Origin of the sequence: Flavobacterium sp. PS2, assembly GCF_046250155.1 — a bacterium.
Lineage (GTDB): Bacteria > Bacteroidota > Bacteroidia > Flavobacteriales > Flavobacteriaceae > Flavobacterium.
Genome location: NZ_CP176426.1, coordinates 2,125,195 through 2,147,851 on the forward strand (window position 1 = coordinate 2,125,195; position 22,657 = coordinate 2,147,851).

Here is a 22,657-nt window from a genome sequence, read left to right on the forward strand (position 1 = left end):
CTGTTCACACAATTCAAATTTTTCGAATTATCTAATTTAAAATTATCTAATAGAAAAGCCATGCCATTATATCATAAACTTGGAGATTTTCCTCAAAAAAGACACACCCAATTCGAAAAACCTAACGGAGGGTTATACTACGAACAATTGTTTGGAACCGAAGGTTTTCACGGACATTCGTCATTGTCTTATCATGTTCACAGACCAACACAAGTAAAAGAAATTTTAAATTCTTATTCGGTTGAACCAAAAATTGCAATCGGAAAAAACATAAAATCATTACTTTTTAAAGGTTTTGAACTTAAACCTGAAAATGATTTTCTTGACAGCCGCAAAGCCATGTTAGTCAATAAAGACTGTATTATAGGTTTAGCAGCTCCAAAAGAATCGCTTAGAAAATATTACTACAAAAATGCCGATGCCGATGAAATGCTTTTCATCCATAAAGGAAAAGGAAAACTAAGAACCATGCTTGGGAATATCCCTTTTGAGTATGGCGATTATTTAATCATTCCGAGAGGTATTATTTATCAAATAGAATTTGAGACCGAAGAAAACCGCCTTTTTTATGTCGAATCCTTCGCTCCTTTTTATACCCCAAAGCGTTATAAAAACCAATCAGGTCAGCATTTAGAGCATTCTCCATTTTGTGAGCGTGATTTTATTTTGCCAAACGAATTGGAAACACATGATGAAAAAGGTGATTTTTTAATTAAAATCAAAAAAGAAGGCATGATTCACGAAGTGGTTTATGCCACACATCCTTTTGATGTTGTGGGTTGGGATGGATATAATTTCCCATACGGATTCTCGATTCATAATTTCGAGCCTATAACTGGTCGTGTACACCAACCGCCACCAGTACATCAAACTTTTGAAACGGCAACTTTTGTCGTTTGCTCATTCTGCCCAAGACTTTACGATTATCACCCGAAAGCAATTCCGGCACCATACAATCACAGCAATATAGACTCTGATGAAGTACTATATTATGTTGATGGTGATTTTATGAGTCGTAATAATATTGAGCAAGGTCATATCACTTTACACCCAAAAGGAATTCCGCATGGTCCAGCGCCAGGCGCAATGGAGCGTAGTATTGGTCACAAAGAAACTCATGAATTAGCCGTAATGGTTGATACTTTCCGCCCACTTATGGTCACGGAAGAAGCAATGGGTCTTGATGATGGACAGTATTACAAATCCTGGACGGAATAGTTAGTCAATGTGCCAATTTGATAATTAGATAATTTAATCAATTAGAAAATTTAATTAATTTACAACTTTAAACCTATAAATTAATTATCTCATTAGCGAATTTTCTAATTATCAAATTAAAACAAATGACTTTCAACGAAAAATATAAAGACAACGCTCTTTTAATTAAAACATTCAATTTCGCATTAAACATAATTGATTACACGACTGAACTTCAAGAACAAAAGAAATTCGTAATTGCAAATCAGTTATTAAAAAGCGGAACATCAATTGGAGCCAATTCAAAAGAATCTCAAAACGCAGAAAGTAAAGCCGATTTTATACATAAATTAAAAATAGCCATTAAGGAAGCAGACGAAGCAGAATATTGGTTGTTCTTATGTGATGCTCATAGAGGCTATCCAGACTGTAAAGGATTATTAAATGAATTATCCGAAATTTTAAAAATTTTAAACAAAATAATATCAACATCTAAGATGAAAAAATGAGATAATTAAAGAAATGTGTCAATTAGAAAATTAATTTAATTAGCACATCAAAAATTATCTAATTTTCTCATTATCAAATTATCTAATTATGAAACAGGTAAAATCAGTAGAATACGGATTAGAAAAAATCTTTGAAGGAGCACAAGATTTCCTTCCGTTATTAGGAACAGATTATGTAGAATTCTACGTAGGAAATGCAAAACAATCGGCACATTATTACAAAACAGCTTTTGGTTACCAATCATTAGCTTATGCAGGATTAGAAACAGGAGTAAGAGATAAAGCATCTTACGTTTTAAAACAAGACAAAATAAGACTTGTTTTAACAACCCCTTTAACACAAGATTCACCAATACACGAACATCTTAAAAAACATGGTGATGGTGTAAAAGTTGCCGCTCTTTGGGTTGAAGATGCAAGAAGCGCTTACGAAGAAACTATGAAACGTGGTGCACGTTCATTTATGGAACCAACTGTCGAAAAAGATGAATTTGGAGAAGTAGTACGTTCTGGAATTTACACTTACGGAGAAACAGTTCATATTTTTGTAGAAAGAAAAAACTATAATGGTGTTTTCTTACCAGGTTATAAAGAATGGAAATCAGACTATAATCCAGAACCAACAGGATTAAAATATATCGACCATATGGTTGGAAATGTGGGATGGAATGAAATGAACACATGGGTAAAATTCTACGAAGACGTTATGGGATTCGTAAATTTCTTATCGTTTGATGACAAACAAATCACAACAGAATATTCGGCCTTGATGAGTAAAGTAATGTCTAACGGAAACGGAAGAATTAAATTCCCAATCAATGAACCAGCCGAAGGAAAGAAAAAATCTCAAATAGAAGAATATTTAGATTTCTATGGCGGACCAGGAATTCAGCATATTGCCATCGCAACCGATGATATCATAAAAACGGTATCACAATTAAAAGCGCGTGGGGTTGAGTTTTTATCTGCCCCTCCGCACACTTATTACCAGGCAATTCCTGAAAGATTAGGTGTTCATATGGATATGATGAAAGAAGATATCAACGAAATTGAAAAATTAGCAATTATGGTCGACGCTGACGAAGATGGGTATCTATTACAGATTTTCACGAAGCCAGTTCAAGACCGTCCTACCCTATTTTTCGAAATAATTCAAAGAATGGGAGCTAAAGGATTTGGTGCTGGTAACTTTAAAGCACTTTTTGAGTCGATTGAGAGAGAACAAGAATTGCGAGGAACGCTGTAAAAACGCATTTTTTATGCATTATGTGGAAAAATCCTCTTTAAACAGATGCTTTTTTTGCAAATGATATGTTAAACTCACTTTTTTACTATTATTTTTAATGTCTTTATATCTATCTTTGCACTCGCAAAACAGGAGGGGGTGGTTTCCTTCCTAAATTGATATAAATTTCATAATTTATAGTTTTTTGGTTAGTTAATAGCATAAAAACTCAGTCATTCCTTGACTGAGTTTTTTTGTTTTAATACATTTGGAATAGAATTTGCATTTATTTTATAAATTGTCAAAGAATCTTATGAAAAAACTAATCCTCTCCATATTCGTAATCCTTACACTTAGCTTCGATACTCAAAAAGAAGACTCATTTGATGTAGGCGAATGGTTCAAATTCAGAATTCATTATGGTATCATAAATGCTGGATATGCAACACTCGAAATAAAAGATGCTACTGTAAACAACAAAAAAGTGTTTCATGCCGTGGGTAAAGGTTACACAACTGGAATGTCTCGTTTTTTCTTTAAAGTAGATGATTTATATGAAAGCTATTTTGACAAAGAAACTGGAAACCCATATCAGTTTGTACGAAAAATAGACGAAGGCGGCTATACCAAGAATCAAGAAGGTTTCTTTAACCAAGATGGGCGTGTTCTTGTAAAAGATTACAAACACAAGACAGAGAAAACAATTGTTATTGGTAAAAACGTACAAGATATTATGTCCTCCTTTTACTATTTAAGGAACCATCCTAATATAGACAAACTAAAATCAGGAGAATCGATAACAATTGACATGTTTTTTGACGACGAAACAACAAAATTTAAGTTAAAATTCGTAGGTCGTGAGGATATTACAACTAAATTTGGAACCGTTCCGACAATGATTTTTAAACCATTGGTACAATCAGGACGAGTTTTTAAAGAAAAAGAAAGCGTAACACTCTGGATAACAGATGACGATAATAAATTACCTGTCCGAATAAAAGCAGATCTTGCCGTTGGTTCTATAAAAGCCGATTTGGACGCATTCAAAGGATTAAAAAATCCATTTAAAGTAAAAAAATAATGAATATCACTGATAATTCAGAATCAATTTTAAAAGAAATTGATAAAAAATACCATGCTATTAACCAAAAAACAGACGTACAATTAGAAGGTCTGCTTTGGTCAAAACCTATTACGTATTGGGATTACATCCAAACTGATGCACTTTTAAATCTTCAAATACAAAGAACAACTCTTCCTGACGAAATGGTATTTATTATGTACCATCAGGTAAACGAATTAATCTTCAAGATGATTCTTTGGGAGATTGAGCAAGTTTCGGAAGTAGAAAATATTCAGACTGATTTTTTTAGTGAGCGCCTTTCCAGAATTACACGTTATTTTGATATGCTAACCAATTCATTTAGCATTATGGAAAACGGTATGGAAGTCGAGCAGTATATGAAATTTAGAAATACATTAACTCCTGCAAGTGGTTTTCAGAGCGCACAATATCGATTAGTCGAATTTTCCTCAACAGATGTAATTAATTTAACAGATCGCAGATACAAAGACCGCTTTGATGCAAATACCGACCTAGAAACTAGCTTTGAACATTTATACTGGCAAGCAGCCGGAAAAGATTATCAAACAGGTCAAAAATCATATTTACTTCAAGAATTTGAGAAAAAATACAAATCTCAATTTCTAACACAAATGAAAGAATACAAGACCAAAAATATTTGGCAAAAATTCAAACAACTTCCCGAAGAAGATCAAAAAAACCCAGCATTAGTTCAAGCAATGCGCCATTATGACCACACCGTAAATATTACTTGGGTAATGCAACATTTAAATACTGCCAGAAAATACATTCTTGAAAGCGGAAAAGGAAATGGAGAAGCAACAGGCGGAAGTGATTGGCAAAAATACATGCATCCTAAATACCAACGCAGGATATTTTTTCCAGAATTATGGAGTGCAGAAGAATTGGCCGACTGGGGAAATGAAAAAGAAATATAATTAATAAAAAAAAGAAGAGTTTGAAACAAGTATCAGCAATTATAATAATGTTATTTTTAATAATATCATGTAATAAAACAACGGATAAAATTGAAACTAAAATTACCAAACCAAAACCACAAAAAGTTGATTTTGGGTTTAATTATGCTGACTACAATGTGGTTAATGACACTATAGAAAAAGGTGAAACTTTTGGGACTATTATCCAAGGACAAAACATTGGAAGCAAACAAGTCTATAATATTGTAGAACAAATTAAAGATTCATTTAATGTAAGAACCATTAGATACCATAAACCATACACCCTTCTTAGATCAAAAAACAAAACAAACGATTTACAAGTTTTCATATATCAACCCGACGCATTAAGCTACTACGTAGTCGACTTACGCGATAGTATTGCAAAAGCATACAAAAAAGTAAAACCTGTTACTCTTAAACGAAAAATAATAGGTGGAGTTTTAAAAAGCTCCTTATCAGAAACTTTAGGAAATGAAAGTGTAGAAACCGCACTTGCAAGCCGAATCACCAAAGTTTTCTCATGGTCTATCGATTTCTTCAAACTTAAAAAAGGAGATCGCTACGGATTAATTTTCACAGAACGTTTTATAAACGGCAAAACTTATGATGGTGTTGAAGAACTTGAAGCTGCATTTTTTGAATATAAAGGCAAAATTATATATGCCTTTCCTTTTGAAAGAGACACAACTTCAGGAAAAGTTGAATATTATGATGACGAAGGAAAAACACTGAAAAACTTCTTCTTAAAAACACCAATCAAATTTAGCCGAATCACATCTAGATTTACTGCCAACAGGTTTCACCCGGTACAACATACCTGGAAAGCACACAAAGGAACTGATTATGCAGCTCCAACAGGAACTCCTATTTCAACCACAGCTTCTGGAGTTGTAGAAGCTACAGGATATACAGCAGGAAACGGAAACTTTGTAAAAGTAAAACACAACGGTACTTATTCTACTCAATACTTACATATGTCCCGAATATTAGTAAAACGCGGGCAACGTGTAACTCAAGGACAAACTATCGGATTAGTAGGAAGCACCGGACTTGCAACTGGACCTCATGTATGTTATCGTTTCTGGAAAAACGGCGTTCAGGTAGATGCTCTTCGACTTAATTTACCTACTGGAGAATCTCTAACAGGAAATGAGAAAACCCGTTTCATGAAACAAATAGAGCCTTTAAAGAGAGAATTGGATAGTATTGGGAATATATAATTTTTACTGAAACACATTCTCTAAAAACAGGAACAATGAAAAACACTCGTCTTAAAGCAATTTATAATGAAACTTTTTCGGGTTTAAAACTATTTTACAGAGATACAAATTTGCCCGAAGATTTAATTTCAAATTATAAAGTCGGACAGATAATTCAAGAAAAAGGATTTACTGACATGAGTACCCTTGGCGGTGGTCTTTCGGGAAATTTCAGATATTTAATTGCAAGCGCTAACGCAAAAGATTTGTCAATATTCAATCCTGATTCAGCAAAGATAGGTCACTATTTATTAGACACTATTGCTTATTTTAAAGTATTAGATATTCAGAGAATTGATAACAAAACACAGGTTTTCCTTTTAAACATTCCAGACAACTCATTAACACTATTTAAAAATTCATCTTCAAACCTCGAAGAAGAAATTACAGAAAAAGCAAGAGGAAAGTTTATTGATAAAAGAAACTCGCCGCTAATTCCTGAACTACAAACTAACGATTGGAAAGAAAGAACCAAAACTCCAATTGGGATGAACGACAATGGCGAAATGTTCTTTGATGATTCTAAAATTAAAACGGAATCTCCAAAAAGAATAGAAATCAATACTGCCAAGAAAACAATTGAAGTAAACAAAAAACCTTGGTGGAAGATTTGGTGATGAAAAAACTACTCCTTATAATTATTATTTTAAACATCACATCTTGCAAAAATGACGTTGAAAAAACTGGAACAAAAAAAGTATTCCTAGAGTCCAATCAGATTTCTTATGATTGGCAATTATTCGCAGTTAAGAATGGCACATCAAAAGATTCTGTTTTATCAAATGACATACAATTTATCAACGATTCTATTTTAAAAAGAAAATTCAAATTAGACATTTCAAAATACGAAGCTGAAAGCAAAATAAAAGAATGCTTGCCTTTTAGACTTAAAAAGAAAATGTTTGATGAATATTATAATGAAGGGTTTAATAATCTAGGAGATTTAAATGGTGACAAAAAAGAAGATTATGTTTTTGTTTTACATGCATTGAATTATTGCGAAGAAGGAGATTCTTATTACTTTACAGATAACAGCATTCCCCGAATTTTAACCGACTCTAATTGTTGCCATCCTTCAAGTATTATAAACATTGGAGACATTGATGAAGATGGTAAAAGTGAAATAGCCGAATATTATTCATCATGTACAAGTAGATACAAAGCAATTACGATATACAGTTTAAAAGATTCTGAGTGGAAAGAAATTAAATCATTCTCTTTTATTTTAAACGATAAATATTTCATTGACAAAGATTTTAAAAAGCTATTCAGAAAAACATCTAAAAATAATCTTGAGTATTACGAAATTAAAGATGCCAACATAGAAGGCAAACTAGTTGCATCATGGGAGAAAATTAAAATACAATAATCATTATAATAGTATTTAGCCACATAAAACGTTTTCGTAACTATTTGTTATATAATCGTGAAGCGTTACACTATTAAAAACTAATTTCAGTATTTTTGTGTTTTAATAACCAAATTTTCAATTAAGACAAAAAAATGGCTTTAAACACAACAAACCCAACTGGGACTGAAGCGTGGAAAAATCTACAAAACCACTATAACACAATTCACGAAACTACGATACAAGAATTATTTCAACAAGATGCAACTCGTGTTGAAAAATTCAATTTACAATGGAATGACTTTTTACTAGATTATTCTAAAAATAATATTAATCAGGAAACTATCTCTCTTTTATTAGAGCTGGCAAATTCTATTGGGTTAAAAGACGCGATCTCTCAATATTTTGGTGGTGAAATAATTAATCAAACTGAGAACAGAGCCGTTTTACACACTGCTTTACGTGCGCCAGAATCTGCTGTAATAAAAGTAGACGGAGAAAATGTAATTCCAGAAGTTTACGAAGTAAAAAACAAAATCAAAAAATTTAGCCATGAAGTAATTGCTGGAGAAAGAAAAGGTTTTACAGGAAAAGCTTTTACTGATATTGTTAATATTGGTATCGGAGGTTCTGACCTTGGTCCTGTTATGGCTGTTGAAGCTTTACAGTTTTACAAAAATCATTTAACTACACATTTTGTTTCTAATGTAGATGGTGATCACGTAAATGAAGTTATTAAGAAACTAAACCCTGAAACTACATTATTTGTAATTGTTTCAAAAACTTTTACTACTCAGGAAACATTAACCAATTCTGAAACTATTAAAGAATGGTTTTTAAAATCGGCTTCACAAGAAGATATTGCAAAACATTTTGTTGCTGTATCTACTAACATTCAAAAAGTAACTGAATTCGGAATTAATCCTGACAACGTTTTCCCGATGTGGGATTGGGTTGGTGGACGTTTCTCCTTATGGAGTGCAGTTGGTTTAAGCATTAGCTTAGCAGTTGGTTTTGATAATTACAACCAATTATTAGAAGGTGCTAATGAAACTGACGAACATTTTAAATCAGCCGAATTTAACCAAAACTTACCTGTAATTCTAGCTTTATTAAGTGTTTGGTATAATAATTTCTTTGGAGCCGAAAGCGAAGCACTAATTCCTTACACTCAATATTTACAAAAACTTGCTCCGTACTTGCAACAAGCAACAATGGAAAGCAACGGAAAAAGTGTAGGTCGTGACGGAAAACCTGTTAACTACCAAACAGGAACTATTATTTGGGGAGAACCTGGAACAAACTCACAACACGCATTTTTCCAATTAATACACCAAGGGACAAAATTAATCCCAACAGACTTTATTGGATATGTAGAGCCTTTATATGGTAACGAAGATCATCATAATAAATTGATGTCAAACTTCTTTGCACAAACCGAAGCTTTATTACACGGAAAAACGGCAGCACAAGTTCAGGCTGAATTTGACAAACAAGGACTTGCTGCAGATAAAGCCGCATTCTTATTGCCTTTTAAAGTTTTTACTGGTAACAAACCAACAAATACTATTTTAATACAAAAACTAACTCCAAAATCTCTGGGTTCATTAATTGCCTTATATGAGCACAAAATATTTGTTCAGGGACTTATCTGGAATATATTTAGCTATGACCAATGGGGAGTAGAATTAGGTAAACAATTGGCCAATTCTATATTAGATGAGATCAATACAAAAACAGTAAAAAATCACGATAGTTCAACCTCTTTCTTATTAAATCATTTTTTGAAGAATAAGTAAGAACTAGAAACTTATAGTACATAATCCACAAAAAGCTTATTGATTCTGGCAATCAATAAGCTTTTTCTTATAATACTAATCCTCAAGTTATTCGCTTTATCTAAAATTAACATACGCTCGCTTTTTATTGATTTTATTTTTTGATATTTTAACAAAAAACCATCCATAAAATTTAAAAAAATGCCATTTTCCTTAGTATAAATCAACAAAATCACTTTAATACTCAAGAGATTACGCAAAACGATATTTTCTTAACGTTTTGATAACATTATCCGATTAAAATGTTATAATTTTGCCAAAAACAATTAACTAAATAACAAATGAAGACAATGAAAAATTGGTTACTCACGGGACTATTGTTCATGATGGTTTCAACCGTATTTTCGCAAGGAAAAATCACAGGTACAATTACCGATGGTTCTAATTCTTTACCTGGAGCTAATGCTGTAGTTAAAGGGTCATCAGACGCTGGCTCAAGCGATTTTGATGGTAAATTTTCTATTACAACTTCAGTAGCCTCTGGAGAAGTAGTTGTTTCTTACTTAGGTTACGACTCTAAAACAATTAAATTTTCTGTTTCTAATGGAGGAACTGTTAATTTAGGAGCTATCGTTTTAACATCAAACTCTAACCAACTAGACGAGATTGTTGTAAAAAGTACTGTAGTTGATATCGCTAAGGACAGAAAAACTCCTGTTGCTGTTTCTACTATTAAAGCTTCAGAAATCCAAGCAAAATTAGGAACTCAAGAATTTCCTGAGGTTTTAAGAAATACTCCTTCAGTTTACGCTACAAAAGGTGGTGGTGGATACGGAGACTCAAGAATCAACATTCGTGGATTTGACCAAAAAAACATTGCCGTAATGGTTAATGGTATGCCAATTAATGACATGGAAGGTGGAACTGTTTACTGGAGTAACTGGGCTGGACTTTCTGATGTAACTTCTGCAATGCAGGTACAAAGAGGTTTAGGTTCTTCTAAACTTGCTGTTTCATCTGTAGGGGGAACAATAAACATTGTAACTAAATCTTCTGACATCAAACAAGGAGGTTCTTTTTCTTCTGGATTTGGTAATGCAAATTATTTAAAATTACAAGGATCTTACAATACTGGAAAATTAGATAACGGACTTTCTGCTTCTGTATTATTATCTCAAACAATGGGAGACGGATATATTAACGGAACTGAATTTGAAGGAACTAACTACTTCGTAGCTTTAGGATATGCTACAAAAGATAACAAACACGATTTTCAATTTACTGTAACTGGTGCGCCACAATGGCACAACCAAAGATCAACAAACATATCAATTGAAACTTACCAAAAATACGGTTCTCTTGAAAACCCAAATACAAGATACAACGCTGATAATGGGTACTTAAATGGTGAGAGATACAATATCAAAAAAAATTACTACCACAAGCCTGTTGCATCTATCAACTGGGATTATAAAATAAACGAAACTACTAAACTATCTAGTATCCTTTATGCTTCATGGGGACGTGGAGCTGGAGCAAGTGCTACAGGAGGAATTAGAGGAAAAGTTTATAGCGATGCTGTTGCTTTTAGAGATGCTAACGGATTAGTTGATTATGATAAAATCGTAGCATACAACTCTGGTCAACCAGTTTTCATCAATGGTTTTACTGGGCCTCAAACTAGAGCTAAAGTTGGCGGAGTAAATGGAGTTTACCAAAATACTTCTAGTTCTGGAACTAATGCTCCTGATGGCGCTACTACTGGTACTTCTGGGATTTCGCAAACTTCTTCTATCAACTCTCATGACTGGTATGGAGCAGTAATCAACTTGAACAAAAAATTAAGCAATACATTAACTTTAGATTTTGGAGTTGACGCTAGAACTTACAAAGGATACCACTTTACTGTAGTAAATGACTTATTAGGTGGTGGAGAATTCTATGACAATATGATTGCAGATTTAAAACCAGAAGGTAGACACCTTACTTCTACTTACTCAACTGCTGTACAATGGAATCCTTTCCAAAATAAGGATTATGACAAAATTGCATTTAACAGTACTGGAAATGTAAGATGGTACGGAGCTTTTACTCAACTTGAGTACTCTAAAGACAATTTAACAGCTTTCGTTCAAGGAGCAATCTCTCAACAAGGATACCAAAGAGAAGATGATTTTGTATATAAATCTACAGACCCATTAGCCTCTACAGATTATAAAAACATCTTAGGTGGTAACGTAAAAGGTGGTGCAAACTACAACATTAATGAGAAAAACAATGTGTATGTAAATGCAGGTTATTACTCTAAACAACCATTCTTTAACTCAGTTTACCCAAATAACAGATCTATAGTAAACCCTAACCTTACAAACGAAAAGATTATTGGTTTTGAAGCTGGATACGGATTCCGTTCTCGTTTCTTTAATGCTACTGTAAACGTTTACAACACAACTTGGAATGACAGATACTTAAAAGGTAACCCACTTCCAACTACCACTGAATTCCCTTCAAATACAACTTATACAGAATATTTAGGACTTAATGAAGTTCACTCTGGAATTGAGTTTGAAGCAAATTCTAACATAACAGATAAATTAAAAGTTAACGCTATGTTCTCTTACGGAATTTGGGAATATAAAGGAAATGCTACTGTAAATGCTTATTGGCAAGCAGATAATACTCCAATTCCAGCATATACAGGCGTTACAGTTTACATGGACAAAGTAAAAGTAGGTGATGCAGCACAAATGACAGCTTCTTTAGGAGCTTCTTACGAAGTATTACCAAGAGTTACTGTTGATGCTAATTACAATTACAATGACAACTTATATGCAGGATTAACACCTGTTAACTTTGCATCTCCAGACAACAAAGGAGCATTAGAGTTACCTAATTACGGAGTAATGGATGCTGGTTTCTCATACAAAATGCTTGTAGGTAAAGACAAAAACAGATCAATGAACTTTAGATTAAACGTAAACAACGTTTTAGACAAAATTTACATTGCTGAATCTAGAACTAATTATTTTACTGACGATTTCATTAATGGAAAAAATGGACCTACTTATGCTTCAGCTGGAAAAATATATGACGGTGTAGCAACAGGTAACCAAGTATTCTTTGGTTTCGGAAGAACTTGGAACTTTACATTACGTTACGATTTCTAAAAAAATCACAACATAATATTTACAAAAACGGCATTGGCTTTTTAGCTTAATGCCGTTTTTTTATGCCATAATTTTGTTTATATTTGTTAAAAAACTTTAATTCTATGTACGAATTCATACAAAAATTTCACTCAGGATGGGCCTATATTGCCTTAATCCTTCTATTAGTTGCAGTTATAAATGCAATTATTGGTTTTACCTCAAAAAAAGATTTTACACCAACAGATCGTAAAATTGGTCTTTTTACATTAATCGCAACTCATACGCAATTACTAATCGGATTAATCCTTTATTTTGTTTCTCCTCTTGGAAAAGCTGCTTTCGGACAAATGTCAAACGCAGACCTTAGACTTACATCATTAGAACACCCATTAATCAATATTATAGCTATCATTTTGATAACTATCGGATGGTCAAAACATAAAAACCTGACTACAAGCGAGTCAAAATTCAAAACATTTGCAATTTTTTACGGATTAGGATTAGTACTGATTCTAAGTAGATTACCATGGAAGTTATGGTTCTAAAAACACAAATCAAGCCCTAATTACAGGGCTTTTTTTAATTTCGGCATATTATTTGTGTAAGTATATCCATCTTAAAAATAAAATTTATGAGTAATAAAACAACCATCATACTATCTATCCTAATCATTACTTTTTTAAGCTGTGGTTTTTCATATTTAAACAGTCAAACCAAACCAGTAGCCTCTAAAGTAATCCAGGATAGTTTAAAAAACCAAAAAAATAAAACTGTTGCCTCTCCTACTAATACACAAAATGACTCTATAACAATAGATAAAAATTCCAGATTAAAACTTTACAAAAAATCTGCTCACGCTTCCTATTATTCAGATCGTTTTAATGGTCGAAAAACTGCAAACGGAAGTCGTTTCTACAACAATAAATATACTGCTGCTCACAAAAAACTTCCGTTTGGTACTAAAGTAAAAGTTACAAACGAAGCCAATGGAAAATTTGTAATTGTAGAAATCACAGATAGAGGCCCATTTGTAAGAACACGTGAAATAGACTTATCAAAACGTGCTTTTATGGACATCACTAAACACAAAGGTGCCGGAGCAATGACTGTAACTATAGAAACAATAGTAGAATAATAGAATCCTGATAAAATAAACTGCCTCCAAAAAGTCAAACACTATTTGGAGGCAGTTTTATGAAAAAGGCCTGCCATACTCCTCAAATTAAACATCATTTACCAAAGAAACTTTATATAAAATCTTAAAAGAGATACTCAAACTATTGCGTTTAAAAAAAACAGATAATTTAAAGCTGTCCATTCATTAAGACAAAAAATCTATAAATCAAAAGTTAGCTTACTTGAAAAATAGTAAGAAAATATTTTGTTTTTTATTTTGTCTTTTCAAAGTTTAATTTACCTTAGTAGTATTATATGTAAATAGATGGAAAAAGCTCTTGATAAATTTTTAAAAAATTGGTACAATAATAAAGATGTTGTTGGTATACTTTTAACCGGAAGTCATGCAATTGAAATGAACCATAAAAGTTCGGATGTTGACATTCGGATATTTCTTGCAGGAGATTCCAAAACAACTAAAGGTTTAATTGAGATTGATGGATTCAAATTTTCATATTTAGTGAGAAGCCATAATATTATAGAAAGTAGATTCAGAAAAGAATTCTCTATGAATAATAGATTTGAAGCCACCACAATCAGTATGGGTAGGATTATTTTCGAAAAAGATGGTATCGTTTCTGAACTTCAAAAACTTGCTAATTATTATCAAAAAAGTGACTTTATAATAAGAAAAATTGACGATGAAACTTTAAAATCAAACATATATCTTTTATACAACTATAAGAGTTACCTAGAAACTCTAGATGAAGACTCTACCTATTTTATCTACACTTATATGTCATTTATGAAAATAAGTTTGACTTTCTATTCCCACTTTTTAAATTTCGAAATAGTATCAGATTTAAAACTTGAAAAACTATTCACAAACGATTTATTTAGAGATAAATGTAATTGGAGTAAATTTCCTGATGAAGAGTTTGCATTGCTTTGGCAAAACTGCATTTCAATTGGAAAAACCAACAAATATCATCTTTCAAAAATGTTTGATTTTTTACAGAAAAAAATCATAAAATTTAACACAAAAAATGATGCTTTTTCATGGAAAGAACAATAATATTAATATATTTGTAATACTATACACATCAAAATTTTAAATTTATGAAAACTAATCTTAAATTAACGAAAGTTACGATTTCAAAACTTGACAATCTTAACATCAAACCACTTGAAAATGGCGAATTACAAAATGTAAAAGGAGGTGGAGAAGTCACAACTTTCACAAACACTGCTACACCGTCAGATACAAGTAATGGAACCGGTCCTTCAGGTGGTGGACCTGTTGATATTATAACAATTGGAGGAGGATGGAATGATACATCATCTTATTCTAGTTGTAACTTTAATCTTAGCACATATTGTAACACTAAGCTATCATAATTCTTTGTATTTATAATAAAATAAAAAATCCAAAACTGAAAAGTTTTGGATTTTTTATTCAACACTTAACATCTTATGGATTTTATAGAGTCAAAAATTCATTTAATTAATGATCAAATTAGTTTAAACTTTCAAAAAACAAACGAAATTGGTGTTTTAACAGGTCTATCTGGTTTGGCTTTATTTAATTTTCACTATTCCAGAGTTTTTAATACAGAAAGTACAATTGGCAGTACTATATTAGAAAAATGCATCCTGAAAATTAATGAAGGATACACAAAACCAACCTACTGCAATGGAATAATTGGATTAGCCTGGGTCATAAACTATTTAATAAAAGAAAACTTTATAGATGTTAGTAATAATGAAGTTCTTCTTGACATAGACAACTATAATCATTACTGGATTCAATCCTCATTAAAAGATAATAATTTTGATTTTTTTCATGGTGCAATTGGATATGTAAATTACTCTATTGATCGCTATAATAATTTAACTGATATTAAAACCTTAGAAAAAATTAAAGAATCAATTATACTTTTATTGAATTTTTTATCAGAATTACTTCCAAAAATAGAATTATTCCCAAATGGATCAAAAAAGACCGATATAAAAATGGGTTTCGAAAACAATGTTTTTTTTGGCTCAGCACATGGAATTTCAAGCATTATATTCATTCTTAATAAAATCTCAACAATACCAAAATTCAATTTAGAGGCACAATTATTATCAGATCAATATATTGCATATTTATTAAAATATAAAGATGATACAAATTCCGGTATATCACTTTTTCCGAATTTCATGAGCCAAAAAGGGGCTGTGAAATATCAGAGTGCTCTTACTTGGTGCACTGGAGATATTGGTATTGGTATTAATTTATTAAACACATCTATTCGTTATAATCATAATGACAATTATAAGCTTGCTGGGATAGAAATTCTAGAACATGCATCATGCAGAACATCTTTCGAGAAATCTTTTTTAAAATCAGACTGTCTCTGTCATGGCTACTTAGGTGCCTACAAAATTTTCTTAGATGCTTATAAAATAACAAAAAAAGAAGAGTTCCTTGAAACCAGCAACTATTGGCTAGATCTAGGAATAAAAAATATTACAATAAATAATAATTCAGATTTAACTATTTTAAATGGACTATCGGGTATTGGTCTCACATTATTAGACATTTTTGATTCAAAAAAACTTAATTGGGATGAATGTTTATTTTTATAATAATTTATTAAAAAAAACATAAAATGAGTTTTACAAATCTATTTCAAGTAATTTAAACTATAAAAAACAAATGAGCCAATTCCCTTACAAATTATTCCCAAACTATGTTCTTAGAACACCTTTATATCCAATATCAGATCTATTCTCTTTTCTAGATAAAATAAACGAAGATGAGTCTATTTTTAAGAAAAAATTTACCGAAAGCTTGGTACAAGAAGCGATCTTTGTAGCCTCACCTAGTTTATACCTCATTTTGAAAAAATGGATGAACGGAGAGTTAACAGACATAAAAAAAATAGAAAAACTAAAAAACTCACTTACCAAATATTTAACTCGAATGTCATCGAGATGCACCCCTTTTGGGCTTTACGCAGGATATTCACTAGGTACATTTTCAGATGAAAATAATATATCAATCAGCAATAATAACAAGCACATAAAATACACTAAGCTGGACATGTTTTATTTAGTTTCTTTAACTAATAATTTAATTAAAAATGAGAAAATCAAAAATAGCGTACGTTTTTATACTAACACAACGATATATTCTCATAATAAAGAACTAAGATATATTGAATATAAATATTATGGTTTAAAAAGAAGTCATGAAATTGTTTCAGTTGAAAAATCGGAAATACTAGATTTTTTACTTGATTTCTCAAAAGAAGGTTGCTTAATTACTGAAATAACAAATGAACTGATTAAAAAATATCCCGATGTAGAATATCAGGAAGCTTTAGATTATATATCTGAAATAATAGAAAATCAATTACTATTAAGCGAATTAGAACCATTAGTCGTAGGGTCGGATTATTTTACTCATCTACGAAAAATAATATCTAACATAGAAGACATAGATGAAATAAAAAATGTAATTAAAGGGGTTGCTGATAAGATTGAAAAACTCGATACAAACATTGAGAGTCAGATTTCTGAATATAATGAAATAGCAAAACTTTTACTTGAGCTCGACACAAGATTTGATGCAAAATATCTATTTCAAACGGATTTAAAAATTGCAGCCGAAACAAATACATTAGATAAAAAAGTCATAAAAAACATTAGAGAAGGAATCATGATATTGAATCATCTCTCTCCTAGAATGGAAAGCGGTTTCTTACAAAATTTTAAAAAACAATTTATTGAAAAATTTGGAGAATCAGAAGTTTCGTTATCGATGGCCTTAGATTCAGATTCTGGAATTTTATACAAAGAGAGTCCTTTTCATAACATTCTACCCGACGATTCCTTTATTAATCAAATTATATTAAACAAAAAAAATACAACTGATGATGTAAGTTTAAATAAATTAGAGCTATATCTACATGAAAAAATCTTGACAGCCTATAAGAAAGACTATTTAAGCATCACTCTTGATAAAGATAAACTACCACTAATTAATGATGAATGGAATAATCTCCCAGAAACAATATCTTTTATTACTGAATTTATAATTACAGACGGCAAACAAAAGGTATTATTAACTGGCGGTGGAGGCTCAACTGGCGCAAATCTCTTTGGAAGATTTTCTTTAGCTGATACTGAGATTGATGCCTTTTGCAAACAAATAACTGAAGCCGATAAAAAAAATGATGAAAATACTATTCTAGCAGAAATTGCTCATTTACCAGAAGCACGAATCGGAAATGTCGTTTCAAGATCAAGCTTTTACGACTATGAAATACCATATCTTGCCCAATCAATAAAAGAATTTGATAATCAAATACCCATTAGTGATCTAGCAGTATCAGTTAACCATTACGGAGAAATTATACTACGCTCGATTTCTAAAAATAAAAAGGTTCTCCCTAGATTAATAAACGCACATAGTTTTAGTAATAACAGTACTCCTATTTATCATTTCTTATCAGATTTGCAGATGCAAGGCAAGAGAAGGGGAATAGCTCTAACTCTAAGTGGTCTTTCAAGAGTATTCAAATATATCCCCAGAATAGAATATAAAGATATTATCTTAAAGAAAGCCAGTTGGATTTTCACCCAAAAAGACATTTCTACTTTTTTCAAAAAAGTATCTTTTGATGAGTTAAAAAATGACATACAAATTTTTAGAAACGAATGGAAAATTCCTCGCTACATAAATATAATTGAGGGAGACAACGAACTTCTAGTTGATCTTGAAAACAGTAGATCTTTTACCATGATGTTAGATGTCATTTTGAAAAAAGACAAAATTCTTTTTGAAGAGTTTCTTTTTTCTGATAAAAATCAAATTGTAAAAAGAGTAGAAGATAGTTTTACAAATCAAGTTATTATTGCAATTTATAAAAACAAGTAAACTACTTAACGATGATTAACACACTAAAAAGACGTTTTTTTGTTGGCGATGAATGGTTATATTATAAAATATACTGTGGCTATAAGACATCTGACACAGTACTAATTGAAATTATTAAACCATTTACAGAAAATCTAATAAAAGATGGTTATATAGAAAAATGGTTCTTTATCAGATATGCTGATCCTAATAATCACATAAGATTTAGGATTAAACTAATAGACAAAAAGAACATAGGCTATATCATACATAACTTTAATAATCTATTACAAGATTACATAAACTCTAAATCAATATGGTCTTTACAAATAGATTGCTATGATAGAGAGATTGAGAGGTACGGACTTGCAATAATGGAATTAGCAGAAGATGTTTTTTTTAATGATAGTACTGAAATAATTAATTTTCTATCTATACCTACAAACGACGACAATGCACTTTCTAAAATTTCCAAACCTATTTTTAGCCTAAAGCTTATTGATTCTTATCTGAATAATTTTAAATTATCTGATTTTCAAAAGTTAAAATTCATAGAAACCCTTAGAAATTCATTTTACAAAGAATTTGAAATTAACAAAGAAAATAAAAAACAAATAGAGAAAGTATATATTGAACATAAAGACTCTATTTATAATGAATTACTGAATCATAGCAATTCGATAATAAACATTGAAATAAAAAAAAACCTAGAGAAAATTTTAAACATAACGAGCAGAGATTTAATAGAAGAAAACAAATTAACTTATTTAATATCCAGTTTCATACATATGTCACTTAATAGATTGTATTATTCAAATAATCGAATCCATGAATTGGTATGCTATGATCTTTTATGGCGGTTTTATAAGTTTAAAATAAACAAAAGAAACTAAATTTATTTAGAGAGCACTAGAAAAGCTACCCATTTTCAAAAACAATTAAAAAAACGACTAAATAAGGCATTAAATTTATTTTTTGCCTTTTTTCATTCAAATTTAATTTCCTAAGATATAGTATCTTATAATAGATAAAAGGAGCTAAAACAATAAAGTTTAGTTCCTTTTTGGTTATTTTCATTTTTACTGTTTAAGAGACTCATTCAGTCCCCTCCTTGATTTAAGCAGATATTTTAAATAAATTTTCGGATACTCATCATTATTCCAACATGGAGTGCTTCGTGGTAGTTGTTAAAAGACAATGCATCTTCAATATTTTTAAAGATAAAACCAAGACTTGTTGTTAACTCATTATATGTTTTAAACGCATTAGCATTATAATCTGCTTCTGTTTTCTTTATAGTTTCAAAAAGCAAAGATTTAATTTCTTGAAGTTCTGCTTGTGATACATCACCTTCAGGCTTGGTGTCTTTTCTATATTTTGCAACCAACTCGTCCGACACCATCATTGGCAGTCCTGATAATTTATAAACCAGAAGCTGCTGTGTAACAACAATATGCGCAACATTCCAAATTATATTATTATTAAATCCCTGAGGAACTTTGTTTAATTGCTCTAATGAATAATTATCTAAAAATTGTAAAATTAAATTTCTGCTTACTCTAGTTGCTTCAAATGCTTGATTCATGATTATGTTTTTTTTTTATAAAAATAAACAATTTAAATATTAAATGAATTTTCTTTGCACTCAAAACTTTGATACTATGAACAAAATATACTACCTCGCTTCTTGCGATACTTGTCGTAAAATTATAAAAGGATTACCTAAAGATAATGACTTGGTTTTTCATGACATCAAGCAAAATCCAATTACTGAAACTGAGCTTGAGGAAATGCACCAACTATCTGGTAGTTACGAGGCTTTATTTAGCAAAAAGGCTCAATTATATAAATCTATGGATTTAAAAAACAAATCCCTGACCGAAGCCGATTTTAAGAAATACATATTAGAACATTATACTTTCTTGAGTCGTCCTGTCTTTATTATTGACGAAAAAATATACATTGGCAACTCGCAACAAAATATCTTACAGGTAATGAAGGTTTTAACCAAATAACCATCATCAACAATACACCAAATATTTCATTATCTTTGCCCCTCTATATCCAATTTATATGATACAATCCATGACAGGGTTCGGCAAAGCTTCTTTGCAATTACCAACAAAAAAAATTACTGTAGAAGTAAAATCGTTAAACAGTAAAGGTTTAGACCTTAATGTGAGAATGCCTTCACTTTACAGAGAAATGGAGTTGGGTTTACGCAATCAGATTGCACTGAAACTAGAAAGAGGTAAAGTCGATTTTTCTATTTTTATCGAAAGTACTTCCGAACAAACATCTACGAAAGTAAATGTTCCTATCGTGAGAATTTACATCAACCAACTGAAGGAAGTTTATCCTGAAGCAGATGAAACTGAATTAATGAAAATGGCTATTCGCATGCCAGATACATTAAAAACGGAACGTGAAGAAATTGATGAAAATGATTGGGAGCAAATTCAAACTGTAATCGAAGAAGCTTTACAAAACATCTTGAATTTTAGAAAAGATGAAGGTGAGTCTCTTGAAAAAGAATTTCAATTACGAATAGGTAATATCCGTCAGTACATGACAGATGCTTTAGCATTAGACCCAGAACGTGTTCAGGCTATTAAAGACCGTTTGCAAACTGCAATTTCTGAACTTAAAGTAAATGTTGATGAAAATCGTTTTGAGCAAGAACTTATCTACTATCTAGAAAAACTAGATATAACTGAAGAAAAAGTACGCTTAACCAATCATCTTGATTATTTCCTTCAAACTATCGATGGTACTGAAGCCAATGGTAGAAAATTAGGTTTTATAACTCAAGAAATGGGACGTGAAATCAATACTATGGGTTCTAAGTCTAATCATGCTCAAATGCAAAAATTGGTCGTGATGATGAAAGATGAACTAGAGAAAATTAAAGAGCAGGTTTTGAATGTTTTGTAAAAACTAGAAACCAAAAAAGATATACTAAATAAAAGCTTAAAGCGTAATGCTTAAGGCCAAAAGCATAAGTAATGAAAAAAGGGAAATTAATCGTATTCTCAGCACCTTCCGGTTCAGGAAAAACAACCATCGTTAGACATTTATTAAGTAAAGAAGATTTAAACTTAGAATTTTCTATTTCAGCAGCCTCACGTGAACCTCGCGGAGAGGAAGTTCATGGAACTGATTATTACTTTATTTCATTAGAAGAATTTAAAAAGCATATTAAAGCCGAAAATTTCCTGGAGTGGGAAGAAGTGTACCGTGATAACTTTTATGGGACTTTAAAAAGCGAAATCGAACGCATTTGGGCTTTAGGAAAAAATGTGATTTTTGACATTGATGTTTCTGGAGGATTACGTATTAAACATAAATTTCCTGAAGAAACTCTTGCCGTTTTTGTAAAACCACCAAGTATCGATGAGCTGAAAATTCGTTTGAAAAAACGCTCGACCGAAAGTGAAGACAAAATCAATATGCGTATTGCAAAAGCATCTGTAGAACTTGCAACTGCTCCGCAATTTGATAAAATCATCAAGAACTACGATTTGGATACTGCCAAAGAAGAAGCTTACCAACTGGTAAAAGAGTTTATTAATAAATAAGATCACGCTCTAAAAAGCAATATAAACGCCAATTATTTTAAAAATAAAAAACAGTACTATTATGAACAGATTATTTCAGGTAAAAAGAAGCGAAAACAAAGTCGATTTTATTATTCTTATAATCCGATTATCAATTGCAACATTGATGATTTTTCATGGTTTACCAAAGTTAAATACACTTTTAGCCGGAGGTGAAATTCAATTTCCGGATCCTCTGGGAGTAGGAAGTACGTTTTCTTTAGGTCTTGCTGTTTTTGCCGAAGTTGTTTGTTCATTTCTTATTGCAATAGGTTTAGCAACAAGATTAGCTTCGATTCCTTTAATAATAACAATGTTAGTTGCTGTATTTGTTGTTCACGGAGCTGACCCAATCGATGTTAAAGAAATGGCGATTTTATATCTATTATTTTATTTACTTCTTTTTGTAACAGGAAGTGGTAAATTCTCGATAGACAATTTCATTAGTAAAAAGAGTCGTTTTTAAGCTTAACAGCTATTATTTTAGAACAATTTTGAAAGTAAAAAAGACAAAACCTCATCCAGTTAAAA

General features: G+C 31.2%; 22 protein-coding genes. 21 read left to right on the forward strand and 1 reads right to left on the reverse strand.

Annotated features, from left to right (window positions below; translation table 11 throughout):
- The first annotated feature begins 60 nt into the window (after positions 1–60).
- The 17 genes from ACJ6WR_RS09085 (at position 61) to ACJ6WR_RS09165 (ending at position 19,423) form a co-directional block, all read left to right on the forward strand.
- Positions 61–1,218, forward strand: coding sequence for a homogentisate 1,2-dioxygenase (locus tag ACJ6WR_RS09085; protein WP_039113171.1), 1,158 nt, complete (start codon positions 61–63; stop codon positions 1,216–1,218).
- Positions 1,219–1,343: 125 nt separating this feature from the next.
- Positions 1,344–1,706 carry a four helix bundle protein gene (locus tag ACJ6WR_RS09090; RefSeq protein ID WP_323491147.1) on the forward strand — a complete coding sequence of 121 codons (363 nt, stop codon included), beginning with the start codon at positions 1,344–1,346 and terminating at the stop codon, positions 1,704–1,706.
- Positions 1,707–1,791: 85 nt separating this feature from the next.
- Positions 1,792–2,952, forward strand: a complete 1,161-nt coding sequence (gene hppD, locus ACJ6WR_RS09095; RefSeq protein ID WP_039113173.1) for a 4-hydroxyphenylpyruvate dioxygenase — start codon at positions 1,792–1,794, stop codon at positions 2,950–2,952.
- A gap of 292 nt (positions 2,953–3,244) precedes the next feature.
- On the forward strand, positions 3,245–4,012 hold the full coding sequence (locus ACJ6WR_RS09100; RefSeq protein WP_039113174.1) for a DUF3108 domain-containing protein: 768 nt from the start codon (positions 3,245–3,247) through the stop codon (positions 4,010–4,012).
- Complete coding sequence (locus tag ACJ6WR_RS09105; RefSeq protein WP_039113175.1) at positions 4,012–4,953, forward strand: tryptophan 2,3-dioxygenase family protein; 942 nt, start codon at positions 4,012–4,014, stop codon at positions 4,951–4,953. Before ACJ6WR_RS09100 ends, ACJ6WR_RS09105 begins: the two co-directional genes overlap by 1 nt.
- A gap of 47 nt (positions 4,954–5,000) precedes the next feature.
- The gene (locus ACJ6WR_RS09110; RefSeq protein ID WP_369827398.1) at positions 5,001–6,194 is read left to right on the forward strand and encodes a peptidoglycan DD-metalloendopeptidase family protein; all 1,194 of its coding nucleotides are present in this window, start codon (positions 5,001–5,003) and stop codon (positions 6,192–6,194) included.
- Between the two features lie 35 nt (positions 6,195–6,229).
- On the forward strand, positions 6,230–6,850 hold the full coding sequence (locus ACJ6WR_RS09115) for a hypothetical protein (protein ID WP_039117967.1): 621 nt from the start codon (positions 6,230–6,232) through the stop codon (positions 6,848–6,850).
- Positions 6,850–7,602: a hypothetical protein gene (locus tag ACJ6WR_RS09120; RefSeq protein WP_409417638.1), complete on the forward strand. Its 753-nt coding sequence runs from the start codon at positions 6,850–6,852 to the stop codon at positions 7,600–7,602. Before ACJ6WR_RS09115 ends, ACJ6WR_RS09120 begins: the two co-directional genes overlap by 1 nt.
- Before the next feature lie 134 nt (positions 7,603–7,736).
- Positions 7,737–9,380: a glucose-6-phosphate isomerase gene (gene pgi, locus ACJ6WR_RS09125; protein WP_409417639.1), complete on the forward strand. Its 1,644-nt coding sequence runs from the start codon at positions 7,737–7,739 to the stop codon at positions 9,378–9,380.
- A gap of 320 nt (positions 9,381–9,700) precedes the next feature.
- Entirely contained in the window at positions 9,701–12,526 is a 2,826-nt protein-coding gene (locus ACJ6WR_RS09130) for a TonB-dependent receptor (protein WP_409417640.1), read from the forward strand.
- Positions 12,527–12,630: 104 nt separating this feature from the next.
- The gene (locus tag ACJ6WR_RS09135) at positions 12,631–13,053 is read left to right on the forward strand and encodes a hypothetical protein (RefSeq protein WP_039117962.1); all 423 of its coding nucleotides are present in this window, start codon (positions 12,631–12,633) and stop codon (positions 13,051–13,053) included.
- A gap of 86 nt (positions 13,054–13,139) precedes the next feature.
- Entirely contained in the window at positions 13,140–13,643 is a 504-nt protein-coding gene (locus ACJ6WR_RS09140; RefSeq protein WP_409417641.1) for a septal ring lytic transglycosylase RlpA family protein, read from the forward strand.
- 306 nt (positions 13,644–13,949) lie between these two features.
- A complete protein-coding gene (locus tag ACJ6WR_RS09145; protein ID WP_409417642.1) occupies positions 13,950–14,699 on the forward strand; it encodes a nucleotidyltransferase domain-containing protein in 750 nt (249 codons plus the stop codon).
- A 44-nt stretch (positions 14,700–14,743) separates the two neighbouring features.
- Complete coding sequence (locus ACJ6WR_RS09150; RefSeq protein ID WP_409417643.1) at positions 14,744–15,022, forward strand: hypothetical protein; 279 nt, start codon at positions 14,744–14,746, stop codon at positions 15,020–15,022.
- A gap of 75 nt (positions 15,023–15,097) precedes the next feature.
- Positions 15,098–16,255, forward strand: a complete 1,158-nt coding sequence (locus tag ACJ6WR_RS09155) for a lanthionine synthetase LanC family protein (RefSeq protein ID WP_409417644.1) — start codon at positions 15,098–15,100, stop codon at positions 16,253–16,255.
- A gap of 70 nt (positions 16,256–16,325) precedes the next feature.
- Entirely contained in the window at positions 16,326–18,551 is a 2,226-nt protein-coding gene (locus ACJ6WR_RS09160) for a lantibiotic dehydratase family protein (RefSeq protein ID WP_409417645.1), read from the forward strand.
- Between the two features lie 11 nt (positions 18,552–18,562).
- Complete coding sequence (locus ACJ6WR_RS09165) at positions 18,563–19,423, forward strand: thiopeptide-type bacteriocin biosynthesis protein (RefSeq protein WP_409417646.1); 861 nt, start codon at positions 18,563–18,565, stop codon at positions 19,421–19,423.
- Positions 19,424–19,659: 236 nt separating this feature from the next.
- Here ACJ6WR_RS09165 and ACJ6WR_RS09170 read toward each other — a convergent pair whose 3' ends face one another.
- The gene (locus ACJ6WR_RS09170) at positions 19,660–20,115 is read right to left on the reverse strand and encodes a DinB family protein (RefSeq protein WP_086894936.1); all 456 of its coding nucleotides are present in this window, start codon (positions 20,113–20,115) and stop codon (positions 19,660–19,662) included.
- A gap of 76 nt (positions 20,116–20,191) precedes the next feature.
- On the opposite strand from ACJ6WR_RS09170, the gene ACJ6WR_RS09175 reads away from it, so the two are divergent.
- The 4 genes from ACJ6WR_RS09175 (at position 20,192) to ACJ6WR_RS09190 (ending at position 22,592) form a co-directional block, all read left to right on the forward strand.
- Positions 20,192–20,545 (forward strand): arsenate reductase family protein, encoded by a 354-nt coding sequence (locus ACJ6WR_RS09175; RefSeq protein WP_039113186.1) that lies wholly within the window; start codon positions 20,192–20,194, stop codon positions 20,543–20,545.
- A 58-nt stretch (positions 20,546–20,603) separates the two neighbouring features.
- On the forward strand, positions 20,604–21,464 hold the full coding sequence (locus ACJ6WR_RS09180) for a YicC/YloC family endoribonuclease (protein ID WP_039113187.1): 861 nt from the start codon (positions 20,604–20,606) through the stop codon (positions 21,462–21,464).
- Between the two features lie 71 nt (positions 21,465–21,535).
- Positions 21,536–22,108 (forward strand): guanylate kinase, encoded by a 573-nt coding sequence (gene gmk, locus ACJ6WR_RS09185; RefSeq protein ID WP_409417647.1) that lies wholly within the window; start codon positions 21,536–21,538, stop codon positions 22,106–22,108.
- 61 nt (positions 22,109–22,169) lie between these two features.
- A complete protein-coding gene (locus ACJ6WR_RS09190; protein WP_039113188.1) occupies positions 22,170–22,592 on the forward strand; it encodes a DoxX family protein in 423 nt (140 codons plus the stop codon).
- Positions 22,593–22,657: the final 65 nt, after the last annotated feature.

Bases quoted from the DNA above. Each gene is read 5' to 3' on its own strand.
- ACJ6WR_RS09085 (WP_039113171.1), top strand. From the start codon at position 61: ATGCCATTATATCATAAACTTGGAGATTTTCCTCAAAAAAGACACACC.
- ACJ6WR_RS09090 (WP_323491147.1), top strand. From the start codon at position 1,344: ATGACTTTCAACGAAAAATATAAAGACAACGCTCTTTTAATTAAAACA.
- ACJ6WR_RS09100 (WP_039113174.1), top strand. From the start codon at position 3,245: ATGAAAAAACTAATCCTCTCCATATTCGTAATCCTTACACTTAGCTTC.
- ACJ6WR_RS09105 (WP_039113175.1), top strand. From the start codon at position 4,012: ATGAATATCACTGATAATTCAGAATCAATTTTAAAAGAAATTGATAAA.
- ACJ6WR_RS09110 (WP_369827398.1), top strand. From the start codon at position 5,001: ATGTTATTTTTAATAATATCATGTAATAAAACAACGGATAAAATTGAA.
- ACJ6WR_RS09115 (WP_039117967.1), top strand. From the start codon at position 6,230: ATGAAAAACACTCGTCTTAAAGCAATTTATAATGAAACTTTTTCGGGT.
- ACJ6WR_RS09120 (WP_409417638.1), top strand. From the start codon at position 6,850: ATGAAAAAACTACTCCTTATAATTATTATTTTAAACATCACATCTTGC.
- pgi (WP_409417639.1), top strand. From the start codon at position 7,737: ATGGCTTTAAACACAACAAACCCAACTGGGACTGAAGCGTGGAAAAAT.
- ACJ6WR_RS09130 (WP_409417640.1), top strand. From the start codon at position 9,701: ATGAAGACAATGAAAAATTGGTTACTCACGGGACTATTGTTCATGATG.
- ACJ6WR_RS09135 (WP_039117962.1), top strand. From the start codon at position 12,631: ATGTACGAATTCATACAAAAATTTCACTCAGGATGGGCCTATATTGCC.
- ACJ6WR_RS09140 (WP_409417641.1), top strand. From the start codon at position 13,140: ATGAGTAATAAAACAACCATCATACTATCTATCCTAATCATTACTTTT.
- ACJ6WR_RS09145 (WP_409417642.1), top strand. From the start codon at position 13,950: ATGGAAAAAGCTCTTGATAAATTTTTAAAAAATTGGTACAATAATAAA.
- ACJ6WR_RS09150 (WP_409417643.1), top strand. From the start codon at position 14,744: ATGAAAACTAATCTTAAATTAACGAAAGTTACGATTTCAAAACTTGAC.
- ACJ6WR_RS09155 (WP_409417644.1), top strand. From the start codon at position 15,098: ATGGATTTTATAGAGTCAAAAATTCATTTAATTAATGATCAAATTAGT.
- ACJ6WR_RS09160 (WP_409417645.1), top strand. From the start codon at position 16,326: ATGAGCCAATTCCCTTACAAATTATTCCCAAACTATGTTCTTAGAACA.
- ACJ6WR_RS09165 (WP_409417646.1), top strand. From the start codon at position 18,563: ATGATTAACACACTAAAAAGACGTTTTTTTGTTGGCGATGAATGGTTA.
- ACJ6WR_RS09170 (WP_086894936.1), bottom strand. From the start codon at position 20,115: ATGAATCAAGCATTTGAAGCAACTAGAGTAAGCAGAAATTTAATTTTA.
- ACJ6WR_RS09175 (WP_039113186.1), top strand. From the start codon at position 20,192: ATGAACAAAATATACTACCTCGCTTCTTGCGATACTTGTCGTAAAATT.
- ACJ6WR_RS09180 (WP_039113187.1), top strand. From the start codon at position 20,604: ATGATACAATCCATGACAGGGTTCGGCAAAGCTTCTTTGCAATTACCA.
- gmk (WP_409417647.1), top strand. From the start codon at position 21,536: ATGAAAAAAGGGAAATTAATCGTATTCTCAGCACCTTCCGGTTCAGGA.
- ACJ6WR_RS09190 (WP_039113188.1), top strand. From the start codon at position 22,170: ATGAACAGATTATTTCAGGTAAAAAGAAGCGAAAACAAAGTCGATTTT.